The sequence below is a fragment of the Pseudanabaena sp. UWO310 genome (genome assembly GCF_006861605.1).
In the GTDB taxonomy this organism is placed as follows: Bacteria; Cyanobacteriota; Cyanobacteriia; order Pseudanabaenales; family Pseudanabaenaceae; genus Pseudanabaena.
Genome location: NZ_SELU01000078.1, coordinates 1 through 24,184, shown reverse-complemented (window position 1 = coordinate 24,184; position 24,184 = coordinate 1). Strand labels below are relative to the sequence as shown.

Genomic DNA, 24,184 nt, shown 5'->3' with positions numbered 1-24,184 from the left:
AGGTTTATTGGTTTCTTAAAGCTTTCAAACTATTCTTTTGTCTAGGTTCCTTGCGCTTTTCCTTTCAGTTCGGGCTGCTTCGCTTTCGCTCCGCTTCCCTTCAGCGCTTTATTAAGTTAGCAACCTTTTCTAATCCTGTCAATACCTTTCTCCCAAGTTTTATTCCCCTTCCCTCCTCCTACAGGCTCAAAACATTGGTGGGCAATGCTTTGAGCCTGTAGGCAACATTTCAATATATATTCACGTGTGGTTGAGGAGATTTTAGATAAATTTAAACGCCTACTTAATACTTAATTATTGAATTAATTATTGATTAACGATATAGGGGGAGGATACGGCTTGGATTTGCCCCGATCGCACAAGGGCTTGGTAGACAAAAGCGGCGACTTCGGCTCTCGTAGATGGTTGATTGGGGTTTAAGAGCTTGAGGCTGGGATAGTTAACAACCAAACGATTTTCGGTAGCGGCGGCAACACTGTTACGGGCGTAGGTGGGAATAGTACTCGCATCTGTGTAAGCTTGCAATGTTGCATCCGTAGACTTGACTGGTGCATATCCCAATCCGTTAGCTAGGGATACTAGAATTTGTACGCGGGAAATATTTTCGTTGGGACGAAATGTCGTGCTGGAATAGCCAGACATGAAACCAGTGGTGTAGGCTTTTTGAATAGCGGGGGCAGCCCAATTAGTTGAAGAGACATCAGTAAAAATGGTGTTACTCCGAACGGTTGGCTTGTTCATAGCTTGATTCAGAATGGCAGCAAATTGCGCTCTAGTAACGGGTTCATTAGGTCGAAAACTCCCGTCGGGAAATCCTTTGATAATATTTCTACTAGCTAGCTCTTGAATAAAAGTTTGCGCCCAGTAGTTTGAGGGAACATCTTTAAACGTGACTTGGGTAGGGGTTGTAGGAGTTGTAGGAGTTGTGGGGGAAGGAATTGGTGATGTTGCTTGGACAAGATCAACGGCTCCTTGCACTCGTTTAGGATCGACTTGATTGCCGATCGCAACGACGGTTACGCCAGAGGCATTGTTGATATCAGTTAATTTATTATTTTGAAAAATATTTTGACCGGGACTCGTAGTTGTACCGAGATCGACTGTGGGCTGTCCCTTCCGATCTTTTAGGATCACTAATCCATTTTCTTGATTGTTAGCAATGAAATTATTGCGAAATGAAGGGGTGGAGAGATTTGAGACAACGATGCCCCCACGGTTATTAACAATGCGATTAGAAATAACCGCTACCTGAGATTTTTGACCGATCGCCAAACCAAAGCCAGTGTTATCGAAGGTATTGGACTGAATTTGTCCCGAACTTACACCAACGGCGGAAAGCCCGTTTGCACCATTTTTAGTAAAGATGTTATTGCTAACTGTGGCTGAAGTAACACCTGTTAGAAACACTCCGTCATGGTCAGAGTTAGCAAATGTGTTGTTGGTAATGATAACGTCTTGTGCTGACTCAACCCAGAGGGCATAACCCCTAGTATTTTTATTGGTAAGGGTAATGCCTTCAATGCGTGCGCCTTTTTCGGTCAACATGGAAACATTTTGACGCGCGAAGGTGGGACTGACGAAGCTACCTCCTCCTGAGATAATAACTTCTTGCCCCTGATTGCTAGAATTTCCCCGTAAAGTAACTCCCGCTGGGATGAGCAAAGGAAATTGTTCGCCCGTTGCTGCTGAGTAAGTCCCAGAGGCTAATTGGATAGTTGCCCCACTCTGAGGATTTTTTTTGAGGGCGGCAGTTATGGATTGCAATGGTTGATCGGCGGATAACCCTGAGTTGTTATCTGAGCCATTGGGAGAGACAAAAATAATTGTGTTCGCTTGAGCGATTTGTAGGGAATTTAAGGAGCTTGAGCTTGATAAGTTGCTATTTTGAGCGATCGCTACTTCAGTTAGGGGCAAGATTTGAGATAGTCCAAAAGCAAAAAGAAATGTAAGTCTCAGAGATGTCTGTGAAAACAGCATAAATTTATCCTCTACAATTTATATAAGTCTCAACTTAAGTCTTGGATATGTCGAGCTTGACGCGAAGCACTTCAAATAGTTTCTTGAGGGGATTTGAGGCATAGCCCCAAAAACTCCAATTAAATATACAGCTAAGTTTTAACTTTGGTTTTGCATCGATCGAGGTATTTGTGAGTTCACTCCCTGTTCCATCCCATATCCACTACGAGCTTTTGCTTCAGCTATTAGAGCGCCAGACCTTGCCAGCCTTACACAATGAAATGAAGCAACCCCATCTAGCGGCAAAGATGAATGTTTCAAGAGAACATCTTCAGGCGGCGATTATTAACCTGCGAAAGGCTTTTGCTTTACAGAAACAGGTTGAAGATCTCTGTCAGTATCACGGTGTTCAGGTTTCGTATCGCTGGTCTTTAAGCGAATCAGAGCAAGAGATGGGCAAATCTTTAAAAGAAATTTCTAGCCCACCCCAAGCTCCATAGAAATCAAACCCCAAGAGGATAAGGTTGGCGCTTTGCGCCAACCTTATCCTCTTGGGGTTTGATTTTGCCCTAATCCCAATTAACAAAATATAGCTATAGCCATTGTAGTTAAGATATAAAGCCCAAAATAGAGTTGCGGCGCATAGTGCCGCAACTCTATTTTGGGATTGGGGTTTGTCCTAATCCCAGAACACAAAATGGCTAAGCCATTTTGTGTTCTGGGATAAATTGTAATTGTGACGAAATTGTTACAATACGAGCAGGTTTATTTGTAAATAGTATTTTTTTAGATAGTAATTACCTATGGTTCAGACTGCATCGCCTACTTTTTCGTGTGAAGATTGGCAAAAGGGCTATGAGTCTCTGCGCACTGAGAGATCCTATTGGATTGATGAAGTTGAAGGCGAAATTCCGATCGCCTTAGAGGGGACTTTATTTCGCAATGGACCAGGGCAACTGGATATTAACGGGCAAAAGTACGGACATCCCTTTGATGGCGATGGCATGATCTGTGCGATCGCCATCAAAGATGGCAAGGCGCATTTCACAAATCAGTTTGTAAAAACTCCTGAATTTTTAGCGGAGCAGAAAGCGGGAAAGATTCTTTATCGGGGGGTCTTTGGCACGCAAAAGGCGGGAGGGTGGCTCCGCAATATCTTTGATTTACGGAATAAAAATGTTGCTAACACCAATGTGGTATATCAAGGGGGCAAATTACTGGCTCTCTGGGAAGCCGCTCAACCCTATGCCCTCAATCCCAAAAATTTGGACACCTTAGGGTTAGAAAATTTTGAGGGCAAATTGGAGGCTGGCAAGGTATTCACCGCTCATCCGAGGAGGGACGATCACACGGGTGATTTGTGGGGCTTTGGCGTACAACCTGGACCACAATCCAAAATTTCGATCTATCAGGTAAATACCGAAGGCAAATTATCCACCGAATCACAGGTCACGGTATCGGGATTTTGCTTCTTACATGATTTTGCCTATACGCCGAACTATCGAATTTTTATGCAAAATCCTGTTTCTTTTAAACCTTTGCCCTTTATTTTTGGCTTTGCCACCGCTGGGGAATGCATTGAGTTAAGACCAAATACGCCCAGTCAGTTTTTGCTAGTCGATCGCCAAGGCAATCTCCAAACCCTAGAAACCGATCCTTGCTTTGTGTTTCACCATTGCAATGCGTATGAAGAGGGGGATGAGATTATTGTCGATTCAGTTTGCTATCCTGACTATCCGAAGCTGGAACCCAATACCGATTTTCGGAATATAGATTTTGACGGGGTAGTTGCGGGACAGCTATACCGCTTTAGAATTAATCCCAAACTTGGTACGGTAAAGCGTCAGCTTATATTAGAGCGCTCCTGCGAATTTCCTGTGGTAAATCCCCGTTGTATGGGGCAGAAATATCGCTATGCCTATATCGGCGCGATCGCCAAAGAGTCGGGTAATGCTCCTTTGCAAGCGATCGCCAAAGTAGATGTAGAAACTGGCAAGCAAGAGTTTCATAGTTTTGCGCCAAGGGGCTTTATTAGTGAGCCAATTTTTGTACCTCGCGATCGTCATGCGGATCGTCATGGGGCTGAAGATGATGGATGGATCATGACTTTAGTTTTTGATGCGGCTCACAATCGCTCCGATTTAGTGATTCTTGACGCTCAAAATATTGCGGGAAAACCAGTCGCCACTTTACATTTAAAGCATCACGTCCCCTATGGGTTACATGGCAGCTTCACCGATCAAGTATTTTAACGTCAGTTCCAGTGATACCAAATCACAAAATGGCTACGCCATTTTGTGATTTTAAAACCCTTACTGGATTTGGTTTTCAATTTCCAAAAGTGTAGCCACACTTTTGGAAATTGGTATTAAGCTGGCATTAAAAAGTAAAAGCCTTGCTAAGCAAGGCTTTTACTTTTGGGCTTTGAGGTTATTTTAAAGAATAGGGAGGCCTTGTCCCCCTATTCCTTAAAAAAGATCTAATGGGAAATGTCCATGCGTACCGCTATAGCCATCGGTAAAATCAGTATGAAAAGATAGCAAGACTCCCCGATATAGCCCTTTGTAGTTGTCAGAGTGATAGCGACGACTGCGAGGGTTATATTTTAGGTAGATCCCATCAGCGATCGCAGGTAGGTCAGCATCAGGCAAATCGTATCGAAAGTGATCGGCGTAATTTTTTAAGGCTTGTAAAGCTTGCTTGGTAGTATCGGCACAGATCCCAAAAATATGGTAATCCGACTTTTGAGTTAAATAATCTAGGGCTTCGCAAATTTGCGACCTGCGTTCTAAAGTTGCCGTTTCGTCGTCTAGGTCGCTCAGTTCCCAAAGCACGCGCTCGGCATCAGCGACAGTTAAATTATTGCTCATGGGTTGCTAAGTTTAGATAGGACATAAGTTTCATGGTGTCTAAAATCATATAATTTGCACTACCAATTCTGACAATATTTTTCTTGCAGAATCTTGCAAGATTTTTAGAAGCGATCTCCCTGAAAAAATAATCTCCCAACTCCTATGAACATCAATGAAGAAATCGCCCGCCTACGCGATCTCCTCCCTGCCTCTTGGCGCATGACCACATCAATTAAATCCACATCCGAGCAGATCGAACCGATTGCGAGTCTGCCCATCTTGCCATGGCAGAAAGGCGCACAAATACTCATAAATTTTCGTTTATGGCGACAGTTACCCGAGCCACAAAGGGATCTACTGTTATTGTATGAAGTAAGCTGGCGACAACAGACAAGATGGTTACAAACAGGTGCTTATCAGGGGGTAGCAGCCATGTCCCTAGCAGGTGGAATTGTCGAAGCAATCCAAGGAGATATAACGGGAATAGCGATCGCCATACTATTAGGCACAATTGGCATCAATCAAATTTTGCGTAAAAACAAAAGTTCACAAATTCAAATCGAATCGGATCGCGAAGCACTTGAAGTTGCGCAAAGAAGAGGTTACCGAGAAGCTGAAGCGGCTAGAGCTTTACTGGATGGCATTCCTGCGGCGGCAAAGCTAGCGGGACGGAATACCCCAGAGTTTACCGAATTGATTCGTTGCCAAAATCTCAGGGCGATCGCAGGTTTATCCAAAACAACCATTCCCGAGACGGGAATTAATGATTTCTGATTTTTAGATTCAAGAGTTTTGGCGCTAGATCTTTTCTATTTAGAACTGCTACTGTGAACTTAAAAAACAACTTTCATGAAAGTCTAATACTAGAAATTTGATTTTCAATTAACTTTATTTTTTAGTAACTATATTACTGAAAAATAAAATTAATCGTAATGTGAATAGCGCCAACTGATTGGATTGATTAATTAAAACAAAAGTCTATGGATGGAAACTTTAATTACATAGGAATTGATATTTTGTGCTAACATTTATACCTTTAATAGATTAAACACGCTAAAACTAAGCGAACCTAATCCTCAATATGTAAGGATTTTCCATGAGCAGTTGTAGAAATGCACTAGAAGAATTAGTAATCGAAGAAGCAGAATCACAATACAAAAGATTAGGTGCTGATGTAAAAAAGCGAGTCGATCTTAGTGAAGTAATTGCTTATACACTCAATCGATTACCACCAATGTATGCCACCACGCAGCGGGGGTGGATCCAGCAGCGTAAAAAAGCCGATCAAGAGTTGGGGAACGCGATCGCTAAAACCGTCCGCAATGGATTTCTAAGTACTCAGAGTGATGTTTTAAGGCAGACCGATCCCATTCCTGCCCACGAACTCATCAGTCAAGCGCGATCGCTGGTGAAACTACGCAAATTATTTAATAAAGAGTATCTGAAGTGGAAAGACGTACCTGATGCCGTCCGCGATGCCTTGGATTCGGGATATTATCAGGGGCTATCCAATGGCACATACGTCAGCCTTGACCGCCGTAATTCTCTATTAGCGCGTAGCTATGCGGTGCGCCGCAAGCCCACACCAATTTTAGGCAATGGTGCAAAAACACTCAAAACCGAAAAGGATATCTCAGCGGAGATTAAAGATTTTGAGTCCTACATGTCAGGAACCGTTTACCGCTATAGCAATATTCTCGAAAGTCTGGTAGCCGCGATCGTCGAGCGTCGTGTCCAACGTCTTGACGAAACGATCAAGCAGAAAATTAGCATTGATGATGTGGCAGCCTACGTACTCAATCGGTTGCCGCCCATGTATGCCACTAGTCGTCGTGGGTTACAAAGTTTGCGCCAAAGAGTCAAATCTGACATGACAAACCAAATTATTAGTATTGTCAAAGAAGCCTTGAATAAAGTAATTCAAGCTCCTGAAAGGGCTTTATCCCCTTTACCCTTTGAGAAATTTAATCTCGAACTCGAAGATACGCTCATCCAATTACGCAAAATGCTTGGGCGTGAGGATATTACATGGCGTAATGTGGCTGAAACTGTCGAAGAATGCTTGAGAGCTCCGAAAACCACCTATCCGACTTGGCGAGCAAAACATGATGTTTAGCTAAACCAAAATATGAATGGCGGCGCTTCGCGCCGCCATTCATATTTTGGCTGTTGATATGAAAAAGGATTATGACGATTGCTATAGTAACAGTAGTAAATTGCTCGCAAACTGAATCCAGATTAAACTAATATGCTTAGCCCTATTTTGCAAACTAAGATCGAGAGCCAGATCAAGAACAATAAAATCATGCTCTATATCAAAGGTACGCCTCTACAGCCTCAGTGCGGTTTTTCCGCCGCCGTTGTACAGGTTTTTAATAAGTTGGGGCAACCTTATGAAACTGAAAATATTCTTGAAGATGGGGATCTGCGTCAAGGTTTAAAGGAGTTTTCCGATTGGCCGACTTTTCCTCAAGTTTATATTGATGGTGAATTTATTGGTGGCTGCGATATCGTCATGGAATTAAACAATCGTGGCGAACTCGCCAAGCTAGTTCAATAGGCGATCGCCTCATACCAAGTTAAGCAATGGCTACGCCATTTCCTAACTTAAAAACCCTTTCTCAAAGACCAAAAGTAAAAGCCTTGCTACGCAAGGCTTTTACTTTTGGGGTTTTAATTTGACTGGCGACAGCTATAAAACATTTTCTAAGGCTCTTCTTGTCCGTTTCCAAGCCCAAGTACCAAGCCCAAAGACAATCAAGCTAAAAACAATTAACACGATCTGAAAGCCCACTTGTTGCTTACCCCCATTTTGAACACCAAATATTCCTGTTAAAAAATCTAAGGAAACAGCAATCACGGCAAGGGGCAAACTCGCCGCAATATTCTCGCCATTGTTGAGTAGCCCAAATACTTTACCGCGCATATTTTCAGGGGTATGTTCCTGAATCACCGTTCGCATCGGAATTACGATTAAAGCGCCATTAATGCCAATAAAAGTACCGATCAGCCAAGCTACCCATTGATTAGATACAAAAGCATACATCAGCAGCCCAAACGCCATTCCCATAAAGCCAATGAATGGTAGGGGACGATGGACGATCTTCTCGCCAAATTTACCGATCAGAAAGGCTCCGATCGCTAATCCTACCCCTACGGAAGCCACAAATGAGCCAAATTCTTGGCGATTGCCCGTAACGACTTCGGCGAGGTTGAGCGATAGCTTCTGCATGGCTCCTAGCACCGCATACAATAAAATCATCTGGAGCATTGCCCCACCAATCAAGTGATTATGTCTGACATACTGAAAAGCCTCTCTTAAATCAGTCCAGATTCCCGATCCAACTTTTTTGGGGTGAATAACTTCGTTTTTAGGCAAAGCGAACAAAAATAAACCCGAAACAATATATAGACTACCCAATACAACTTCACGACTATAGGCTGTCGCGTTCGGGAAAAGGTTTAAGGTAAAGGTGAGTAATGGTGCGCCGATCGCAAAGCCAACGATCAGCGACCCTACTTCCGTAATGGTGAACAGGGCATTTGCCGCTAAGAGATCCTGCTTGGGCACGATCAAAGGAATTGCCGACTGTTCCGCAGGTGCAAAAAAGTTGGTAAGTGTCGAAATAATAAAAGTGAAGAGCAATAAAACCGCCAGCGATCGCGGTGCAAAGGGAATCGCAAAAATACAAGCCCCGCGTAAAAAATTACATAAAATTAAAACTTCCCGCTTCGGATGCCAATCGACAAAAATCCCTGCGATCGACCCCAAAAATACTGCTGGTAAGGTCATAGCAATCATGATCGATGATTCGCGCGTATTGACATCACTCCCACCCTCAGCCACAGCAAGGGCAATCAATAGAATCAGTACGACTTTGTCAACTAACTGGGCTACGATTTGGGCAAGCCACAATGCCAAAAATTGACGATTACGCAAAACTGCTAAATAGCCAGCGGTCGAATTTAGATCGGGTTCAGACATCAGTAAAAATTGCTAGCTTCAAGTGGCTTTTCTCCAACATTGTAGAGACTATCGCCGCCGTGACGCTTCTATTTTTTCCTGTTGCTTGTTTTTCGGATCTTGGCGATCACTCTTTGCCTTCACAAACGGAATCACATCCGCCGCAGACATTTCCCTTGCCGCCCGAATCAACAGTCCCGCAATCACTAAGCAAGACAAGGTGGAACTACCGCCATAACTTAAGAAAGGGAAAGGCAAGCCCGTTGTGGGTAATACCCCAGTTGCCACGCCCACATTCAAAATGGCTTGTACCACAATCAGCGAAGTTGAGCCCAGCGCAATCAAGCGAATCACGGGATCTTTACACTTGTAGGTGACCGCTAAACCGATCGTTCCGTAGATCATCACTAATAAAAGTAAGCAAATTCCGCCAAACAAGCCAAATTCTTCGGCAAAAATGGCAAAAATAAAGTCGGTATATTGAATCGGCAAAAACAGCTTTTGCTGTGATAGACCAAATCCAGTTCCCCACAAACCACCAGACCCGATCGCCATCAAACTTTGTACCAGTTGATAACCATCCCCCGCTTGGTCTTGCCAAGGATCGAGAAAGGACATAATCCGTCGTCGTTGATATTCGCGAAAGGTGACACTAGCTACCGCCACACAAGTACCTAAAGCGGCGGTTCCCAAAAGCTGAAAATTTGGTAGTCCTGCGCCTAGAGCGATCAACCACAGCGTAATCCCACAGAGTGCGGTCACACTCAAACTTGGCTGCATCAGAATCCCGCCCAGCACCAATAGAAAGACAATGAGCCACCCTAATCTAACCTTCCAATGGGTCTTAGCCCAGTTACCAAACAGTTGAGCAGCCTGCAAAATCAAAAAAGGTTTAATCAGCTCAGAGGGCTGCAATAGAAACGAACTCGATCCCACCGATAGCCATCTTGTTGCCGCATTACGAGTTGTCCCTAACCCAGGAATATGGGTCGCATAAAGTAGCGCCAAAATAATAAATAGAAAGATGGGGCTGATCTTGACCATAAACCGTAAGGGCGTATGGACGATCGCATTAAAGAGCAACAACCCAATCGCCGCCCATGCCAATTGGTATTTAAAGTAAAGAGTGCCGTCTTTAAAGGCAATGTCAGCAACGGGATAGGAGGCGGAAAAAAGTACGGCTAGCCCCGCAAATAACCATAAAAAAGTCAGCCATCGAAGTAATCGGGCTTCTGTTGCCCACTTATCGACGGTGCGATCAAAAAATGGAAATACCTGAAAAATCTGAAGGAGTTTCACGGTTGCAGGGGGACTGATGGGTTAAGAGCAGAACATTAGGTGCTAGGTGCTGTTATTTTAACCATGATTTTTCGCGATCGCTGAAAGTAAAAGATTATTATTGTCTATTCTCGACTCAACTTGACCGAATAGTTTTGTACTTGTATTGTGAATGTACTAGATTTTTTTATATTTTCAACCATCTATCAAAAGCTATGTCTTTACAATATGTAACTGACCAGCAAGGCGAAAAAGTTGGGGTGGTGTTAGACATCGCAACCTACAATCGTTTGATCGCAAGTGTTGACAGCGAATTATTACAAGGCTTAAGTATTGCCGAACTAGAAGCACTTGCAGAAAGTAAATTAGCAATTGATTCTCAGCAACAACTCAGTGAAATGTTGACACGCAATAGCGAAAATAACCTTTCAGATAGAGAGATAGACGATTTAGATCTGCTTCTGATGAAAGTAGATCAATTAAACATTCTCAAAACCAGAGCTAGATACACATTAAAAAACATAGGAATATATGCAAAAGTAGCGTGAGTGTCTATATTTCGGTAGATCTACAGCGACAAATTCGCCTCCGTTGTTTCATCCTCAAATTTACAAATGGTTAGATTCATTTAATTGGGGAGAAAATGGCACAAAAATTATTGGTGTCAATGCAATTGGTCGGGCAACTATTGAAGCTTTAAGAATGAATCGATCTGAACTAGTTCATGTTCGTAGAATGTGGGTCAAAATGCAAGAACATCCACCTCAAATTTGATGTAATCCCATCATAAAATACATTAATATACGCTTTAGCGGAGAGATTTGCAAAATCAGCAACCCCAAGCGGCGTAATACTTTGAAGAACCAGTTATGGTTAGAAAAAAGGCGATTGGAAATATCGGTCAACAAAATCACGCCGAGGTTATCCCATTTACGTTTTGATTCATAACGTTTTAAAACGGCGATCGCTCCTAAGTCCTCGTGATTCTGATGGGCGGCTTTTAACACCTTAGCTAGCGCATTCACATCGCGAATGCCAAGATTCATCCCCTGCCCTGCGATCGGATGGGTGGTATGGGCCGCATCACCAATGAGCGCTAGGCGTGGCTGAATATAGGTTTGGCTATGCATCCAACGGGGCACATAATTAGCGCGATCGCTGGATATCACTTTAATCTTGCCGAGCTTTGCCATTAAGGGCGCACCAAAGCGTCGGGTTAGCTCTTGCAAAAAGGCGGCTTCATCGAGAGCGAGTAAAGTCGGAGTTTCTTCTTTAGTCGCTGTCCATACTACACAGGCGCGATCGTTACCTAGGGGCAAGATCGCAAAAGGTCCGCTAGATTGAAAGCGTTCGTAAGCAAAATTTTGATGGGAATTTTCCGATTGAATCGTAGTAACAATACAGGTCTGCTCGTAGTGACGCTCGGATATCTCCATCTTTGCCATGGCTCGCACCTGCGATCGCCCTCCATCCGCACCTATCAATAACTTGGTTTCCAGATATTGATCGCCAATGTCCGAACTTACCTTCACCCGCATCACATCGCGATCGCTCCCATAGGCAATCTCTAAAATCTTGGCAGGACAGATTAACTCCAAGTTTTGACATTCCCGCGCAAATTCCCATAGCGCAGCCAAGGTCACGGCATTTTCGACAATGTAACCTAGAGCCTCCTGCCCCATATCTTCACGGCGCAACTGGACTGGATAGGGCAAGTCCCCTTCGGACACTTGAATTATATGCATCGGGGTTACGCCCCTCCGTTGCATTCCCTGCCAAACACCGATATTTTCCCAGATCCGCGTCGAACCATAGGCGATCGCACTCGCACGACCGTCAGAGGTAAACTCCCCAAGTCCAAAGTTGTCATTGGCTTCAATGATCCCCACCTTGAGACTATGGTTCGCCGCACAGTTTTTATCACCTAGCGCACAGGCTAAGCTAGCACCCACCATGCCCGCACCGACAATCAGCACATCAAACATTAGTTAAATTACTTGTTAAATTACTTGTTAAATTACTTATTAAATTACTTATCAGATTACTTAAGTAGCTAGGCATAATTAATTACAAACCAAAACCCATAAAGTTGCGCCCCTACGGGGTGCAACTTTATGGGTTTTAGTAATTTATTTTGTGTCAGCATTTATTAAATTATTTGGTTGAGATAAACCTGCTAAATACCATTATCAACATTTTGTAAAGAAATATTGCAAAAACAAAGCATTTTTTAACTAATCTCAAGTAATCTTGCCCCAGAGCGATCGCCACTCACCTCCTAGCAAAAACCGCTACAACTAACAAACGGGTGGGCTGGTATGGTATAGAAAACAATAGAGATTTTACGTTTAATTCCTACCAAAGATTTTTAGCTCTGTAATCACACCTATGCTCGCTAGAGGTTAATCATACCTAAGCCCCAATTGTCACGATAGCGATGGACGTTAATAACCCAACTCGATCGGTTTTTAATCCCCAAAACTGCCTACCATTTCGGGAATTGGTATAACTGCTAGCTGAGCAACAGAAGAGTGAGTCTTAAAAGTGGGAAAATTTTGGATTAGAAAGAAAATTTTGGAGAAAGTTGGATGAGTTCCCCAGCAGCACTGTCAGCATCATTAGTCCAGATAGTAAACATAGAGAGCGATCTGCGTGCCGCTAATTCTCGTCTGCGATACCGTCTCAAGCTTATCGAAGATTTGTGGGAATCCGTCCTATTACGAGAAAGCGGTCAAGAGTTAGTGGATTTACTGCGCCAATTGCGAGCCATGTGTTCGCCCGAAGGTCAAGCGCCTGAGTATCCAGCACAGGAAGTTTTAAAAGTGGTCGAAAGCCTTGACCTGCATCAAGCAACTACTGCGGCTCGAGCCTTTGCTCTATTTTTCCAGCTTATTAATATTGTTGAGCAAGATCATGAGCAGGAGCAAACTAGCATCTATCGGATTAGTCCCATTAATAGCGAAGCCGAATATCCAGTGGGCACTTTTCGCTGGCTATTTCCTGAACTCAAGAAACTCAATGTGCCCCCACGCCAAATCCAGAGGATCTTAGACAATCTCGATATTCGGTTAGTATTTACCGCCCACCCGACCGAAATTGTCCGCCATACAATTCGCGAGAAACAGCGGACGATCGCCAAGATGCTGAAGGAATTGGATCGGACGATCGGGTTTAAGGGCGATGAAATCGTCCCCCAAGCGATCGCCTTAAACTGGGAAGCGGCTTCCCTCCAAGAGCAAATCGCCGAAGAAATTCGTCTCTGGTGGCGGACGGACGAACTCAACCAAATTAAGCCCACGGTTTTAGACGAAGCCGACTATACGCTGCATTACTTTGAAGAGGTCTTATTTGATGCGATCCCTGTGCTTTACGATCGCATTGCCTCAGCTATTGCCGTAACTTTCCCCAAACTCAAACTACCCAGCTATGACTTTTGTAAGTTTGGTTCTTGGGTCGGTAGCGATCGCGATGGCAACCCCTATGTCACCCCCGAAGTAACATGGCAAACCGCCTGCTACCAACGCAATCTCGTCCTCAATAAATATATTCATTCCGTAGATCGGCTCAGTCGCTTACTCTCCCTCTCGCAAAGCCTCAGCGACGTTTCGCAAGCCCTGCTCGACTCCCTTGGCGATGATCAAATTCATCTACCTGAGATCTATGCCAAACACTCGATCAAGTTCCGTCAAGAGCCCTATCGACTCAAGCTCGCCTATGTCAAAAAACGTCTGGAAAATACCCGCGATCGCAATCAGAAGTTGCGCCATAGTGGCTGGCAAGCCTCAGAAATGGAGCTATCCACTAAGGGGCAAGAACACCAGCTTTACACCAATGTTTCCGAATTTCTCGCTGAACTAAAGTTAATTCAAGAAAGTTTAATTGAAACAAAACTCAACCCGAAACCCCTTGAAAACTTAATCCGTCAAGTTGATGTCTATGGCTTTCACCTTGCACATCTGGATATTCGCCAAGAGAGCACACAGCATAGCAATACGATCTCCGAAATTGCCGAAACCCTGCAACTGCTAGATAAACCCTACGATGAGCTGACCGAATCGGCAAAGGTGGCATGGCTGACCCAAGAGTTAAAAACTCGTCGCCCCATGATTCCCGCTAAATTGCACTTTAGCGATAAGACCAACGAAATTATTGAGACATTTCGGATGGTGGCAAATATCCAGCAAGAATTTTCCGTCGAAATCTGCAATAACTACGTGATCAGTATGAACCGTAGTGTCAGCGATATTCTTGAGGTATTACTGCTAGCAAAGGAGGCTGGGCTTTACGATCCTGCTACAGGTAAAGGCTCCCTCAGCATCGCCCCTCTGTTTGAAACGGTGGAGGATCTCCGCAGCGCCCCACCGATCATGACCGAATTATTCGAGCTGCCCCTCTATCGCACCTACCTTGAGAGCCACAATCATCTCCAAGAGGTGATGCTCGGCTACTCTGACAGTAATAAGGATTCAGGTTTCTTGAGCAGTAACTGGGAAATTTATAAAGCCCAGCGTGCGCTCCAAGATGTTTGCCAAAAACACCAAGTCGATCTGCGGATGTTTCATGGACGAGGCGGCTCGGTGGGACGCGGAGGCGGCCCAACCTATGAGGCGATCTTGGCGCAACCTGGACGGAGCATCGAAGGCAGAATTAAGATTACCGAACAGGGTGAGGTGTTGGCTTCTAAGTACTCTCTACCCGAAATTGCTCTTTACAATCTAGAAACGATCGCTACGGCAGTAATTCAAGCTGCCTTGCTGCCTAGCAGTACCGATACCCTCGACTGTTGGCTAGATACGATGGAGGAAATTTCGGTGCGATCGCGTCAAGTCTATCGCCAGTTAATTTACGAACAGCCCAATTTAGTGGAATTTTTCCACCAAGTCACGCCCATCGAAGAGATCAGTCAGTTGCAAATTAGTTCTCGTCCTGCTCGAAGGGCTGGGAAGCGAGATCTCGGCAGTTTAAGGGCAATTCCTTGGGTATTTAGCTGGACGCAGAGTCGCTTTTTATTGCCATCTTGGTATGGCATTGGTGCGGCACTGGAGGAGTTTTTACAGCAAAACCCCGAAGGTCATCTCTCGCTCTTGCAATATTTTTATAGCAAATGGCCATTCTTTAAAACAGCGATCTCCCGCGTCGAGATGACCCTAGCCAAGACCGATCTGCAAATCGCCCATCACTATATGCGCGAATTGACGAAAGAAGGCTATGAGGAGGCCTTCGTCGATATTTTTGCCGAGATTCTCAAGGAGTATCAACGTACTCTTACGGTGATCCAATCAATTACGGGACAAAAACAAATGTTGGATAGCGATCGCGACCTCCAGCGATCGGTACAGTTACGTAATGGCTCGATCGTTCCGTTGGGATTCATTCAAGCATCATTACTCAAGCGCCTGCGCCAGCACCGTCCCGATACCGTCGATCTGCGATCGCGCTACTCCAAAAATGAACTATTGCGGGGAGCCTTACTCACCATTAACGGTATTGCCGCAGGTATGCGGAATACAGGCTGATCGATCCTTAAAATTTTCAAAGCCTTACTTTTCAAGGCTTTGAAAAACTATTTGGGTTTAGACAAAGAGCAAAGCGTTATGCTTCCATGTTACGATTTTGGACAAACTGAGCGTGTTTATTGAGCGTGTGTGAGGAGTATGAGCCCCAATCGTAATTTCCACGATCCCATTCGGGTTGGTGTTATAGGTATCGGTAATATGGGGCAGCATCATGCAAGGGTGCTCAGCTTGCTCAAAGATGCACAACTTATCGGCGTTTCCGACGTGAGCGTAGAGCGTGGACGCGATACTGCTAGCAAGCACCGTGTGCTTTTTTTTGAGGATTATCGCGACCTCTTGCCCCTAGTCGATGCCGTCTGTATCGCTGTTCCCACCAGATTGCACTATGATGTCGGCACTACCTGTCTTAAGGCTGGCGTTCATGTCCTCATCGAAAAGCCGATCGCTGCCACCATCGAAGAAGCCGAATCCTTAGTCAAAACCGCTACCGAGCAAAACCGCATTCTCCAAATTGGTCACATCGAACGTTTTAACCCTGCTTTCCAAGAACTAAGCAAAGTTTTAAAGCATGAGACTATTTTGGCGATCGAAGCTGATCGCATGAGCCCCTATTCCCAGAGAGCCAATGATGTTTCCGTCGTATTCGATCTGATGATCCATGATATCGATCTGATTCTGGAGTTAGTTTCTTCGGGAATTGTGCGGGTCTCGGCCCACGGCAATCGAGTCTCTCCAGAGTCTACCTATCTTGACTATGTAACCGCCACCATCGGTTTTGAAAATGGCGTAATTGCAACCCTCACAGCGAGTAAAGTTACCCATCGCAAAAAGCGTAAAATTACCGCCCACTGCATAAACTCCTTAACCGAGTCGGACTTTCTCAATAACGAAATTTTAATTCATCGCCAAACTACAGCGAATTGGACGACGGACTACGGTCAAGTCCTCTATCGTCAGGACGGCTTTATCGAAAAGGTCTATACCAGCAATATTGAGCCACTCCATGCCGAGTTAGAGCATTTCGTATCCTGTGTGCGCGACCAACAGCAGCCATCAGTCGGTGGCGATCAAGCCCTGAAAACACTGAGACTGGCGAGTTTAATCGAGCAAACCGCCCTTGATGGTCAAGTATGGCGTAGTTGCGATTTACAACTGCGCGAGGTTGCAACCGTAGGGAGCTATTAAAAAAACAAAACAGAGAGCGTACCGCCCGCTACACGGGCGGTACGCTCTTCTAGGTTCTAAGGTTATACCAATTTACAAAATTGTTGTCTCACTTCAGTGAATTGCTATAAAAAGAGAAGGTTGGCGCGATGCGCCAACCTTCTCTTTTTGGAGATTGACGGTCACCCATTAGCATGATTCTCAAGGGAAAGAAGTCTCTCAAAAAGCCAATTAGCTTTCTACACAAGGATTACAAGCATGTTAGTCTTTTGGGAACCTTGGGAACTATGCCCGTTCTCTCCAGTCAAAATAGGCATATCTCACAACAAATCAATGCAGGAACTAAAGCTCATGAAATCTCTTACAAAAATCTATTTAGGTGTTGCGATCGCTACTTCTGTTCTTACCTCTTTCAGTGCGATCGCTTCCGCCGAAGAAGTAACTCAACCAGGTAGCTATGTGGGTGCTGGCATTTCCGTCCAAAGCTTCGCAACTAATCCTTCTGTTGTTGGAGCAAACTTAGCTGGACGTTATAAATTTGATGGATCGCCAATTTCCGCAAGAAGTTCAGTTCTCTTTGGTAATGGCGGTACTTCGATCGTTCCTACAGTTTCCTATGATTTGCCCGTAGGCGATCGCACTAATGTTTATCTCGGTGCAGGCGCTTCGTTTAAAGTTGGTGGCAATAGCAGCTTAACGGGCGATCAAACTGCCTTTGCTTTGCAACCAGGAGTAGAAGTTAGCCTCAACAAGCGTACGCTCCTCTATACCAATGCGGTAATTCCCTTCAACGGACAAAGCAATGGTTCCGCAGGCACTTCTCTACAAGCTGGTGTTGGTGTTCAATTCTAAGTCCATCCCTTGTATTTAATAGAAGGTTGGCGCTTCGCGCCAACCTTCTATTTTGGGATTTCCTAACCCAAGTGGCTAAAGCTGCTTATCTAACTTCCCAAAGGCGACATCCTGCACATGGACCATTTGGATTAACCGCACAGCGAATCAATTCTGAAAGGGCATTATAGCGACAATTTGCATCGCCAATAATCCAACGACCATCGATCAAACTTCTATCTAAATTTTCTGGAGCTGGCTGCACATACACCACAACTCTAAACAAGTTATATTTTCCTCTACGAAACTGATATCGATGGCGGCGCTCTAAAATCCTATAGGTTTTGCCTTCTAGGTCGATATAGTCACCCGGTTGGGGCATCCAATCTAAATATATTTTTCCCAAGGTGTTTTCAGGATGAAGAGTGCAAACCTCTGTCGGCACTGCTAGTATTTCCATAGAGTTTTTTGCTTAATTATAAGAAGTGGCGATCGCCTAATTTTGTTTATAAGGGGGCTTAATTAAATACAAAACCCTAAAACCTGCGACGCACGCTGCGCTACAGGTTTTAGATCTGGATTTTAATTATGCTGAGCTACTTAGTTTTGAAGTTTTAATTTCAAAGTTTTAATTTCAAAGTTTTAATTTCAGAATCATTGAATCCCTATGCAACTCAAACGATTAGTAGCGATCGCCATCTTTTTACTCACCTTAGTAGGCTTAATTCTCTCGGCTGAGCCAGCCAAAACCAATGGAATCGCTACCTTCAAGTCGGCTAAAAATCATAATAACAATCGGAATAAAGTTGCTCTAAACGCTTCTTCTCAAGCACCCCAAGATATTTACTTCTCAGCAGCCATCAATCAATCCGCTCCAGTCTTGGGCTGTGAAGTCCAACCACCAGCCAATCCACCTGAACCATCATTACCCGCAGCATTAACTTCTATTCCCATTACTTTAGAGCGCTTTCGGAAATCCGTAACTACATCAAAGCCCCCGATCGCTTCTCAGAAGGCGATCACCACTAGTCCTAGAGAAATTGTGGCTTTGGCGGCAGCCTCTAACTATGGCGATCGCTATCTGAAGGATCTATCGGGCAAACCTGCTAACTATGCCCCCATTATCGTCCTTCATGAAACCGTGGGTTCTACGAACGGTACGATCAATTTCTTTCAAGAATTCCATACCGATGAAGATATTCAGGCAAGTTATCACACCTTAATCGCCCTTGATGGCTCGGTTATCTACCTCGTTCCCCCCGATAAACGGGCTTTTGGGGCAGGTGACTCTGAATTTGTAAGTGCGTTAGGGCAGGAAGCAGTACAAACCAATCCGCGCTATCCCCGTTCAGTCAATAACTTTGCCTATCACATTTCGCTCGAGACTCCTGAAGATGGCATGAATGAGGACTATACCCATAGCGGATATACCGAAGCTCAATATCAATCGCTGGCATGGCTAGTTGCCAAAACCAATGTCCCCCTAGAGCGAATTACTACCCATAAAATCATTGATCGCTCTGGCTCTCGGATCGATCCGCGCAGTTTTGATTTTAATTTATTTAAAAAATTATTAACTGCCTATCCCCGAACCAATGAAATTGAGATCGGCTGCTCTACCCTCAGAAAATTCCCAAGTTAAGGCAAATAGCGCTCTATTTTTTCTGACTTTATTGGTATATGTGGTGATTGGTCGATCAATTTTCCCACATCATTATGAACCAGCCCAAGGAGGCAAAATTTCAGTTTATCCGCTTCGATCGCGGGATTAGTCAATATAACCATGACTATTACGCGGCGCTAGGTTTTCCGATTGTCAGCGATCCTACGTATATCCGCAATGTATATCTGCGAATAGCCCGAATTTTACATCCTGACATATATGGCTTTTCGGCAGATGACAAAGCCATCGCCACCCAATATCTCGCAAAACTAGTCAACCCTGCCTACAACGCCTTGATGAAAGAGCAGGATCGCCATGCCTATCAAGAAATATTTAAGTTACTTGCCAAACGCTTAATGCTGAGGTCTCGTAATATCCAGATTCATTCAGAGAGCGCCTGCGAGTTAATGCTCTCCCCTAGCGACGAGGTTTACGAGCGTTTGGTTACGGAGATCGCGAAATTACAATATCAATCGCTTCCGCAGATTCTAGATCTTACGGCACAGATCAGCGAGTTAAATCTGGTTTACATCCTCTACAAGGAAGGCTATCAGCATGGAGCGGCGAATATGCCCCCAGTTCTTGCCCCCATGTTAAAGCCTACAAGCCCTAAACCCCATACCCAAAATTTTCTGCCGCCACCCTCAAAGCCCAGTTACAGCTATAGACTCCAGTATTCATTCTCACCTCAAGAACCCTCAACTCAAGAGCCCTCAACTCAAGAGCCCTCGACTTTACAATCTGCATCCCCACAGCCAACCAGTAATTTGACAGCTAATTCTGATGAGACCATAATTCAGTCAGAAACAGCAATTGATACGACAATGATCGATGCACGCATCAAAACCTGTGAAATCCATATCTTGCAAAATAATTGGAAAACTGCTCTCCAAGATTTGCGGGCTATCTTAAGAATGGATGAAAACAATAGTAAATGTCTGGCGCTACTAGGCGTGGTTTACACAAATACCCATCAGCCAGAAATGGCGAAGGCAAGCTTTAAGCGATCGCTCTATATCAACCCTCAAGAATCTCTAGCCCTAGAGCATCTTCTGGAATTAACCGATCCAAAGCTCAATCAAAGCAAGGTTACCAAAAACAATAGCAAAGGCGATCGCAACTCTCCCAAGCCCAAGCCCACTCAAAAGCCCACTCAAAAGCAAGGCTGGATCACTGATTTACTGGAAAAGGTTTCTTTTTGGCGTTCCTAGGCATTACGATAATAATTATCGATAATGATTATCATTTTATCTCGCCGCTATGCCTATCCAATCAACAAGATCGATCGCCAAATTCAAAGCCAACAAAGGGATCAAGATTTCAGCGATCGCCACATTGATGGCTATTGTCGCTAGTATCAATGCTTGTAGTATCACGACTTCTAGCCAACCCCCTAAACCCCAATCCCCCATAGCGACAAACCCATCAGAAAATTTGCCCTCAAATTTGCCCTCAAATTTGCCCTTAGTAGTTGCGACCAATACCGTTACTTGCGATCTTACCAGACAAATTGCAGGTTCAACGATCGCTTTAAAGTGTCTGATTGAAGCTGGCACCGATCCGCACCTTTATCAACCCAAACCCGAAGACCGCAAAGCGATCGACTCAGCGAAGTTAATTCTCTATGGAGGCTATGACTTTGAGCCAAATTTGATCAAGTTAATCAAAGCTAGCTCTAACAACGCCCCCAAAGTTGCCGTGAATGAGTTAGCAGTAACCAATCCTTTGCTGGCGGAAGCGGGAGATGACCACAGCAAGGCAAAAGATGTCAAACCAGAAAATCGCAAACTCGAAAAAGAAACCGACCCCCATATATGGCACAACGCCCAAAATGGCATCAAAATTGCGCAAGCCATTAGCAAAAGCTTGAGCAATCTCCGTCCAGAGGAGGCTGATACCTATGCTCGAAATACGGCTAAGGTTGTTAATGAATTAGACCAGATTGATACTTGGATCAAAGATCAAATCGCAACAATCCCCCCCAGTAACCGTAAACTAGTCACCACCCATGATGCTCTGGGCTACTATGCTAAAGCCTATGGAATCCCCGTGGAAGGAGCTTTGAATGGTATTAGCACCGAAGAACAACCCACCCCCACAAGAGTCAAGGAATTGGTGGATGAAATCAAGTCCAGCCAAGTTCCAACAATTTTTGCTGAGGTATCGATCAATCCCAAATTGATTAGCGCTGTTGCCAAAGAAGCAAATGTTAAGGTAGCAGAACGGGAAATCTATGCCGATGGTTTGGGCTCAAAGGGAAGCGAAGCAGAGACTTATACAGGAATGTTAGTCTCTAATACTCGCACAATCGTTGAGGGATTGGGAGGCAAGTACAAACCATTCCAATTAAAATAACTTCCATTACCATAGGACATAAGCTCCAAGATACAAGTGGCGGCGCGAAGCACCGCCACTTGTATCTTGGGGCTTTAATCTGTCCAGTCTCGTCTTAAAGCCAGAAATTGAAATTAATTTTTTCCCTCTTGTCTCTTTAGTGAATTCGCAACACCAGCTCCACCAAATCCACCAACAGCAAGAGTAAATACCTTCTCTGGCAAGTCTTGATTTCCACATAAGCCTGAATAAATTAACACTAGAGCAAAAAATGCCAGACCGACAGCTAATGCTATCTTTTTTATATTTTCACTGGATGCTTGGCTTTCGAGCTTAAACTTCTCCTTTGCAATAGTTTCCTGATGTCTATTTTCTTCCTTCTGTTTAGCTAACTCAAATCGTTTCTCGTCATAGCTTTGACAAAATTTTAATAACCCTAAAGCATCTTTTTCAGCCAAAATCTCAAATAACTCCTGCGATATGGTGGGCATTTGGATAGGTAAAGTAGAACTTTCTACTGTGGTAACAATGGGTTTTATTCCAGTAAAAGTCTTATCAATTGCTGAAGAGCTATTTTTTTCGGGATTATCGTCTTGAGATTTAGCATTCGTCATAACCACCTTGTAAAAAACTAGTTAATGATTGATTAATCTGATTGATTACATAATCAGCACGCCTATTTAAGTAGTTACCATCCCCGCTATAAATCATCACTACAACTTCCGCTTCCCCATCTTCAGGTAATTCTGGACTAATCTCCCACTCAGGATTCGCTCGTCTTATAAATTCCACATTTTGTCTAAATTCCACTACTTGCTCTTCACTAGCTGGGGTAGGCAGATAAAATCGATAGACTTTATTGACTGATTGACCAAGGTTAGGTATTCGGCTACGGGCTTTAACTGGAAACAATTGATAAGTCTCGATGGCTTTATATAAGATATCTGCAACTTCCCCCTCCGCATTGTCCACGGTCTTTTGCATTGCTCCTTGAAAATCTTGAGAAAGGCTCAGATCCAGTTGTTTATGCTTGGTTTGAGTGATTGCTTCTGAGGAGTCAGCGTTCATAGTAATTTACAAAAGGTGATCTTATTAACACAAATTCAATAGAGGAAGGTTGAGATAAACTTGTAGCTATTTAAGCCTATTTACAATTAATTCCCAAACCGATTCCCATAGTTTCCGATCTTGATTAGAGACTTCATATTATGGAGAGACAATTATCTTTTTGATCTCATCGTTTTCGATAATGGCTAGTTCACGACCTTTTTTTTTCTCTTCTTGGGCAATGTTATAGATTGCCAAGGCTGTTCGTAAAACTTCAGACATGTTCTTATCTGATTCGTCGGAGATCTTTTGTAATATTTCGTAGTCGTTATTACTTAGGTCGAGATTTAGTCTCTTTCTTTTTGGATTTGGGGAGTTAGACATATTAACAATCACATGAATACTTGCCATAGAAAAGAAAAGCATCACCAAAAATATATTTACATATTATTTATATATTATTTATATATTACCTATATATAAATATATATTTGTCTCTTTAGTTTTAAGCGATCGCATGTTCGCTTAACCTTAGATTTACATGAGCTTAACCTTTCGGAGAAATTATTATAACACATATTTTTTGTGTATTAAATAAATTTATCTCCACCAAATTTTTCATACTATAGCTACAGTCACTTGAATGAGGACAAATCAAACCCCAAGAATTGAGTGGCGGCGCGAAGCGCCGCCACTCAATTCTTGGGGTTTATGTCCTAATACACTTGGCGACAGCTCTATATAGATACCAGAAGAGCTAGAAACTCATACCTCTCCTGCACCTCCTAGGTTTACCCCTGTATTCATCTAGGCAATTTTCAGGAATTTATCGCAATCCCTCAATAATTGTTGCGATCGCACCCAAGAAAAGGAGAAAAGTAGCCGCAAACCTAGCGATCTGAGAAATGAGAGGAAACACGAAATGAATCACAGGCAAAAAGCCCAAAGCAATCGCCATAAGGGTTACAAGACCAAAACCAAGAACAAGCAAGCAAAAATACTTTATTAATCGACCCGACCATCTGAATAGCCAATTGTGGCGAGGTTTCTGGGGTTTTTGAGGTTCCTGCTGAAAATCTTGCCTAGACATTTGATTCTCCTTGCTTACATAAGCGATTAAGCCCAAAAATATGTATTTATATGTATTTAGAACCTCTAACTTGAGCACCAATAGCTCTTCTTTCGAGTCTATACCACCAAATCAGAGCAGGTTTTATACATATATAATATGTATAAATTATATTGCATAAATACATATGTTATATACATTTATGCAAAAATTGTTGACGAACCATATAGCAACGTAAGGTTTGCATAGAACATGAAGCCCAAAAGATGAGTGACGGCGCGAAGCGCCGTCACTCATCTTTTGGGCTTTTTTTGCCAGCTTAACCCGAACTTAGCTTACTGTCTAATCCCAAATAGAACAAAGGAATACCTATGTATGGATGCTCCCCCATCCCTAACAACTAAGCTTAAATATCAGTAGCAAAATTAGTAGAAATTTACGATTGGAAATGACTTCTCAATATATCCATAGATCGATAACAAATACTTGAGATATAGGTAAGTAAGTCAG

23 protein-coding genes are annotated in these 24,184 nt (G+C 43.6%); 13 read left to right on the top strand and 10 right to left on the bottom strand.

What is annotated here, in order from left to right; all coding sequences use genetic code 11:
* Nucleotides 1-221: hypothetical protein (locus PseudUWO310_RS23425; RefSeq protein WP_223805775.1), on the top strand; the 221-nt coding region annotated here is incomplete at its 5' end.
* A gap of 85 nt (nucleotides 222-306) precedes the next feature.
* Here PseudUWO310_RS23425 and PseudUWO310_RS20205 read toward each other — a convergent pair.
* A complete protein-coding gene (locus PseudUWO310_RS20205) occupies nucleotides 307-1,977 on the bottom strand; it encodes an S-layer homology domain-containing protein (RefSeq protein ID WP_143122262.1) in 1,671 nt (556 codons plus the stop codon).
* 170 nt (nucleotides 1,978-2,147) lie between these two features.
* On the opposite strand from PseudUWO310_RS20205, the gene PseudUWO310_RS20200 reads away from it, so the two are divergent.
* Both PseudUWO310_RS20200 and PseudUWO310_RS20195 read left to right on the top strand, forming a co-directional pair.
* Nucleotides 2,148-2,456, top strand: a complete 309-nt coding sequence (locus PseudUWO310_RS20200) for a DUF5340 family protein (protein WP_009627002.1) — start codon at nucleotides 2,148-2,150, stop codon at nucleotides 2,454-2,456.
* A 303-nt stretch (nucleotides 2,457-2,759) separates the two neighbouring features.
* Nucleotides 2,760-4,208, top strand: coding sequence for a carotenoid oxygenase family protein (locus PseudUWO310_RS20195; protein ID WP_143122261.1), 1,449 nt, complete (start codon nucleotides 2,760-2,762; stop codon nucleotides 4,206-4,208).
* Nucleotides 4,209-4,424: 216 nt separating this feature from the next.
* On the opposite strand, the gene PseudUWO310_RS20190 is transcribed toward PseudUWO310_RS20195, so the two are convergent.
* Nucleotides 4,425-4,826, bottom strand: a complete 402-nt coding sequence (locus PseudUWO310_RS20190) for a DUF1824 family protein (protein WP_055076019.1) — start codon at nucleotides 4,824-4,826, stop codon at nucleotides 4,425-4,427.
* 144 nt (nucleotides 4,827-4,970) lie between these two features.
* Here PseudUWO310_RS20190 and PseudUWO310_RS20185 point away from each other — a divergent pair, with 144 nt between their 5' ends.
* The 3 genes from PseudUWO310_RS20185 to grxD all read left to right on the top strand — a co-directional run bounded on the left by PseudUWO310_RS20185 (nucleotide 4,971) and on the right by grxD (nucleotide 7,368).
* Nucleotides 4,971-5,582, top strand: coding sequence for a DUF3318 domain-containing protein (locus PseudUWO310_RS20185; RefSeq protein ID WP_143122260.1), 612 nt, complete (start codon nucleotides 4,971-4,973; stop codon nucleotides 5,580-5,582).
* A gap of 322 nt (nucleotides 5,583-5,904) precedes the next feature.
* On the top strand, nucleotides 5,905-6,924 hold the full coding sequence (locus tag PseudUWO310_RS20180; RefSeq protein ID WP_143122259.1) for a late competence development ComFB family protein: 1,020 nt from the start codon (nucleotides 5,905-5,907) through the stop codon (nucleotides 6,922-6,924).
* 132 nt (nucleotides 6,925-7,056) lie between these two features.
* Entirely contained in the window at nucleotides 7,057-7,368 is a 312-nt protein-coding gene (gene grxD / locus PseudUWO310_RS20175) for a Grx4 family monothiol glutaredoxin (RefSeq protein WP_009626997.1), read from the top strand.
* A gap of 132 nt (nucleotides 7,369-7,500) precedes the next feature.
* Here the strand turns inward: grxD and PseudUWO310_RS20170 are convergent, their stop codons facing one another.
* Nucleotides 7,501-8,793, bottom strand: a complete 1,293-nt coding sequence (locus tag PseudUWO310_RS20170) for an MFS transporter (RefSeq protein WP_143122258.1) — start codon at nucleotides 8,791-8,793, stop codon at nucleotides 7,501-7,503.
* Between the two features lie 48 nt (nucleotides 8,794-8,841).
* Nucleotides 8,842-10,071: an FtsW/RodA/SpoVE family cell cycle protein gene (locus tag PseudUWO310_RS20165; protein WP_143122257.1), complete on the bottom strand. Its 1,230-nt coding sequence runs from the start codon at nucleotides 10,069-10,071 to the stop codon at nucleotides 8,842-8,844.
* 194 nt (nucleotides 10,072-10,265) lie between these two features.
* Here PseudUWO310_RS20165 and PseudUWO310_RS20160 point away from each other — a divergent pair, with 194 nt between their 5' ends.
* Nucleotides 10,266-10,598 carry a hypothetical protein gene (locus PseudUWO310_RS20160; RefSeq protein WP_143122256.1) on the top strand — a complete coding sequence of 111 codons (333 nt, stop codon included), beginning with the start codon at nucleotides 10,266-10,268 and terminating at the stop codon, nucleotides 10,596-10,598.
* A gap of 216 nt (nucleotides 10,599-10,814) precedes the next feature.
* On the opposite strand, the gene PseudUWO310_RS20155 is transcribed toward PseudUWO310_RS20160, so the two are convergent.
* Nucleotides 10,815-12,035 carry a UbiH/UbiF/VisC/COQ6 family ubiquinone biosynthesis hydroxylase gene (locus PseudUWO310_RS20155; RefSeq protein WP_143122255.1) on the bottom strand — a complete coding sequence of 407 codons (1,221 nt, stop codon included), beginning with the start codon at nucleotides 12,033-12,035 and terminating at the stop codon, nucleotides 10,815-10,817.
* Nucleotides 12,036-12,638: 603 nt separating this feature from the next.
* On the opposite strand from PseudUWO310_RS20155, the gene ppc reads away from it, so the two are divergent.
* From ppc to PseudUWO310_RS20140, 3 genes are all read left to right on the top strand, one after another.
* Nucleotides 12,639-15,566: a phosphoenolpyruvate carboxylase gene (gene ppc / locus PseudUWO310_RS20150; protein ID WP_143122254.1), complete on the top strand. Its 2,928-nt coding sequence runs from the start codon at nucleotides 12,639-12,641 to the stop codon at nucleotides 15,564-15,566.
* 138 nt (nucleotides 15,567-15,704) lie between these two features.
* Nucleotides 15,705-16,751, top strand: coding sequence for a Gfo/Idh/MocA family protein (locus PseudUWO310_RS20145; RefSeq protein WP_009628086.1), 1,047 nt, complete (start codon nucleotides 15,705-15,707; stop codon nucleotides 16,749-16,751).
* A 237-nt stretch (nucleotides 16,752-16,988) separates the two neighbouring features.
* Complete coding sequence (locus PseudUWO310_RS20140) at nucleotides 16,989-17,582, top strand: porin family protein (protein WP_223805774.1); 594 nt, start codon at nucleotides 16,989-16,991, stop codon at nucleotides 17,580-17,582.
* Nucleotides 17,583-17,667: 85 nt separating this feature from the next.
* On the opposite strand, the gene PseudUWO310_RS20135 is transcribed toward PseudUWO310_RS20140, so the two are convergent.
* Nucleotides 17,668-18,021 (bottom strand): DUF6464 family protein, encoded by a 354-nt coding sequence (locus PseudUWO310_RS20135; protein WP_143122253.1) that lies wholly within the window; start codon nucleotides 18,019-18,021, stop codon nucleotides 17,668-17,670.
* Nucleotides 18,022-18,228: 207 nt separating this feature from the next.
* Between PseudUWO310_RS20135 and PseudUWO310_RS20130 the strand changes: the two genes are divergently transcribed.
* The 3 genes from PseudUWO310_RS20130 to PseudUWO310_RS20120 all read left to right on the top strand — a co-directional run bounded on the left by PseudUWO310_RS20130 (nucleotide 18,229) and on the right by PseudUWO310_RS20120 (nucleotide 21,579).
* The gene (locus PseudUWO310_RS20130) at nucleotides 18,229-19,203 is read left to right on the top strand and encodes an N-acetylmuramoyl-L-alanine amidase (protein WP_143122252.1); all 975 of its coding nucleotides are present in this window, start codon (nucleotides 18,229-18,231) and stop codon (nucleotides 19,201-19,203) included.
* A gap of 74 nt (nucleotides 19,204-19,277) precedes the next feature.
* Entirely contained in the window at nucleotides 19,278-20,435 is a 1,158-nt protein-coding gene (locus PseudUWO310_RS20125; RefSeq protein ID WP_143122251.1) for a molecular chaperone DnaJ, read from the top strand.
* A 49-nt stretch (nucleotides 20,436-20,484) separates the two neighbouring features.
* The gene (locus PseudUWO310_RS20120) at nucleotides 20,485-21,579 is read left to right on the top strand and encodes a metal ABC transporter solute-binding protein, Zn/Mn family (protein ID WP_143122250.1); all 1,095 of its coding nucleotides are present in this window, start codon (nucleotides 20,485-20,487) and stop codon (nucleotides 21,577-21,579) included.
* Between the two features lie 113 nt (nucleotides 21,580-21,692).
* Here the strand turns inward: PseudUWO310_RS20120 and PseudUWO310_RS20115 are convergent, their stop codons facing one another.
* The 4 genes from PseudUWO310_RS20115 to PseudUWO310_RS23725 all read right to left on the bottom strand — a co-directional run bounded on the left by PseudUWO310_RS20115 (nucleotide 21,693) and on the right by PseudUWO310_RS23725 (nucleotide 23,563).
* Nucleotides 21,693-22,172, bottom strand: coding sequence for a hypothetical protein (locus PseudUWO310_RS20115; protein WP_143122249.1), 480 nt, complete (start codon nucleotides 22,170-22,172; stop codon nucleotides 21,693-21,695).
* On the bottom strand, nucleotides 22,159-22,626 hold the full coding sequence (locus PseudUWO310_RS20110; RefSeq protein ID WP_143122248.1) for a hypothetical protein: 468 nt from the start codon (nucleotides 22,624-22,626) through the stop codon (nucleotides 22,159-22,161). Before PseudUWO310_RS20110 ends, PseudUWO310_RS20115 begins: the two co-directional genes overlap by 14 nt.
* Before the next feature lie 138 nt (nucleotides 22,627-22,764).
* On the bottom strand, nucleotides 22,765-22,989 hold the full coding sequence (locus PseudUWO310_RS20105) for a hypothetical protein (RefSeq protein ID WP_223805773.1): 225 nt from the start codon (nucleotides 22,987-22,989) through the stop codon (nucleotides 22,765-22,767).
* A gap of 442 nt (nucleotides 22,990-23,431) precedes the next feature.
* Nucleotides 23,432-23,563 carry a hypothetical protein gene (locus PseudUWO310_RS23725; protein ID WP_263363473.1) on the bottom strand — a complete coding sequence of 44 codons (132 nt, stop codon included), beginning with the start codon at nucleotides 23,561-23,563 and terminating at the stop codon, nucleotides 23,432-23,434.
* Between the last annotated feature and the right edge of the window lie 621 nt (nucleotides 23,564-24,184).